The sequence below is a fragment of the Actinomadura logoneensis genome (assembly GCF_003428695.1).
GTDB lineage: Bacteria > Actinomycetota > Actinomycetes > Streptosporangiales > Streptosporangiaceae > Spirillospora > Spirillospora logoneensis.
In genome coordinates this window covers 1-2,773 of the sequence record NZ_QURH01000672.1, presented here as the reverse complement: position 1 = coordinate 2,773, position 2,773 = coordinate 1, and the positions used below count along the sequence as shown (strand labels likewise).

1 protein-coding gene is annotated in these 2,773 nt (G+C 74.0%); it reads left to right on the top strand.

Going from position 1 to position 2,773, the window contains the following annotated elements:
• Positions 1–440 precede the first annotated feature (440 nt).
• Positions 441–2,708 carry an APC family permease gene (locus tag DZF91_RS25445; RefSeq protein ID WP_117359746.1) on the top strand — a complete coding sequence of 756 codons (2,268 nt, stop codon included), beginning with the start codon at positions 441–443 and terminating at the stop codon, positions 2,706–2,708.
• Positions 2,709–2,773: the final 65 nt, after the last annotated feature.

Here is a 2,773-nt window from a genome sequence, read left to right as displayed (position 1 = left end):
CGCGACGGCGGTGACGGCGACGCCTCCGCGCAGGGCCGGGCGGACGGCGCGGACGACGGCGGGACGGGCGGTGGACACGCCCGCGGCGGGGGCTCTGCGCGGGCGGCCCGGGGCCTCGGGCACACCGGTTGTGCGGCGCGGACGTGGGCGGACGCGGCGACGGGACGGCGCGGGGAACGACACTGGACCTCCTCCGGTACCGGCGTCCCCAACCGTGTCACCGATCTCGCCCGAATGCCAGCGTCCCGACCGACCCCGGACGTCCCCGCGTGCCCGGTCCGTCCCGGTCCGACTGCTCTCGCGCCGCACGAATCTCGGGGAAATCGTTGCGGTTTTACCTGCTCTTGGGGAATTGTGGGCGCTTCAAGCAGTGCTGTCTCGCGAACAGCGGCGCGGGTTCAGGCCCTGGGGAAACATTGCCTAAGACCTGGGACTTCGCCATGCCCAACAACATGTTCCGGCGCCTCCCGGTGGAGCGCGCGACCGGGGAGACGCACGGGGGCCGCCACCGGCTGCGCGTGGTGTACCGCACCCGCGACCTCATCGTGCTCGGCCTCGGCGTGATGGTCGGCTCCGGCATCTTCAAGATCTCCGGACAGCTCGCCGCGCAGACCGCCGGTCCCGCCGTCATCGTCTCGTTCGTCGTCGCCGGGATCGTGTGCCTGCTCGCCGCGCTCTCCTACGCCGAGCTGTCGTCGGTCATCCCGGTCGCGGGCAGCGCCTACTCGTTCAGCTACGTCGCGTTCGGCGAGGTCTGGGCGTGGGTCGTCGGCTGGTCGCTGATCCTGGAGCTGCTGCTCGCCGCGTCGGTCATCGCGCGCGCCTGGTCGCTGTTCGCCACCCAGACGCTGCACGACTTCGGCGTCCCGATCCCCGGCGCGCTGGCCGGGGTGATCGGGCAGGAGAAGGGCTTCGACGTCCTCGCGCTCGGCATCCTGGTGCTCATCGTCGCGATGCTGGCGGTCGGCGGCCGGATGAGCATCCGGACGCTGTGGTTCATGGTGCTCGCGAAGCTCATCGTGATCGGGCTGCTCATCGCGACCGGGCTGAAGTTCTTCGCCCCGCACAACCTCACGCCGTTCGTCCCGCCCGCGAAGGCCGCGCCGGACGACAGCGCGCAGACGGTGCTGGACGCGCTGATCGGCGCGGTCACCGGCGGCTCCCCGCACGTCTTCGGCGTCTGGGGCATCCTCGCCGCGACGCCCGCGATCGTCTTCGCCTACATCGGCTTCGACCTGATCGCGACCGCCGCAGAGGAGACCGACGACGCCCCGCACCGCATCCCGCGCGGGATGCTCGCCTCGCTGTGCATCGCGGTCGTGCTCTACCTCGGCGTCGCGGTGGCGATGCTCGGCATGGTCCGGTACAGCAGGCTCGACCCGGCCAAGCCCGCGCTCAGCAACGCCTTCGGCGCGGTCGGCGCCAGCTCGATGGGCAAGATCGTGGACGTCGGGGCGGTGCTCGGGCTCACCACGGTCATCCTGGTGGTGCTGATCAGCCTCACCCGCGTGCTGTTCTCCATGTCCCGGGACGGCCTGCTCCCGCGCTCGATCTCCAGGGTCGGCCGGTACCGCGTCCCGTCCCGCGCGACGCTGGTCGCGGGGGCCGCCGCCGTGCTGATGTCGCAGACCATCAACGTGCTGACGCTGGAGCACATGGTCGTCATCGGGACGATGTTCGCGTTCCTGTTCGTCTCGGCGTCCGTGCTGCGGATGCGCCGCGACCGCCCGGACCTGCACCGCCCGTTCCGCGTCCCGGCGCCCCGGCTGACCGCCGTGCTGACGATCGTCCTGGTGGCGTGGCTGATGCTGAGCCTGGAGCTGCGCACGTGGGCGTACTTCGGCATCTGGATGGCCGCCGGAATGGTGCTGTACCTCGGCTACGGACGGCGGCGCAGCCAGCTGAAGCTGCTGCTGGAGCAGCCGCCGCCCGCGCGGATCTCCGTCCCGTACCCGGTGCCCGCCCCGACCGGCGCGCCGATGCCTCCGGCACCCGGAGCAGCGGCCTCTGGTGTTGCCGGGTCCGGAGCCGTTCCGTACAGCCCGGTTCCCTCGGGGTCCGCGCCTGACCCGTTCGCCGCCGGGTCGGTGCCCGGGCCGGTTCCCGGTGGTGCGCCGCACGGGATGGCGTCGTCCGGGCCGATGGGCGCGGGCGGGATGCCCTCGGGGCCGATGTCCTCCGGGCCGATGGCTCCCGGTTCGATGGTTCAGGGGCCGGCCGCGTCGGGGCCCGCGCCGTCCGGTGCGAGGACGCCCGTCCCGCCGCCGCAGGGTTCCGCGTCCGGCCCGTTCGAGGCGCCGTGGTACGGGCGGGAGCAGCACCGGCCCGCGCGCGAGACGCCGCCGAGCTACGACCCGTTCGAGGTCCCGCCGCACCGGCAGGCCCACCAGCGCAACTACGGCGCGCAGGGCGGGGGCTACTACCGGGACGGCGAGGACGTCATCGGGCTCGGCTACGGCCGTCCGGCCGACCCCGCCGGGGGCGCCCCCTCCGCACCCGGAACGCAGCGGCCCGATCCCGCGCCGCACCCCTTCCCGGACGAGAGCCCCGCGTCGTCCGGACCGTACGGGACGGGCGGGTACGCGATGCCGGACGCCGATCCCTACAGCTCCGGCTCCGGACGGCACCGCGGCCTCGGCGCGGACCACGCCGGTCCCTCGGACGAGGATCCGGACCTCCCGCCCGGCGCCGGCCGCTACCGCCGCTGACCCCGCCGTCCGCCCCCCGCCCCTCGGCGGGGGGCGGACGGGCAGGGCTGGACGGGCAGGGCTGG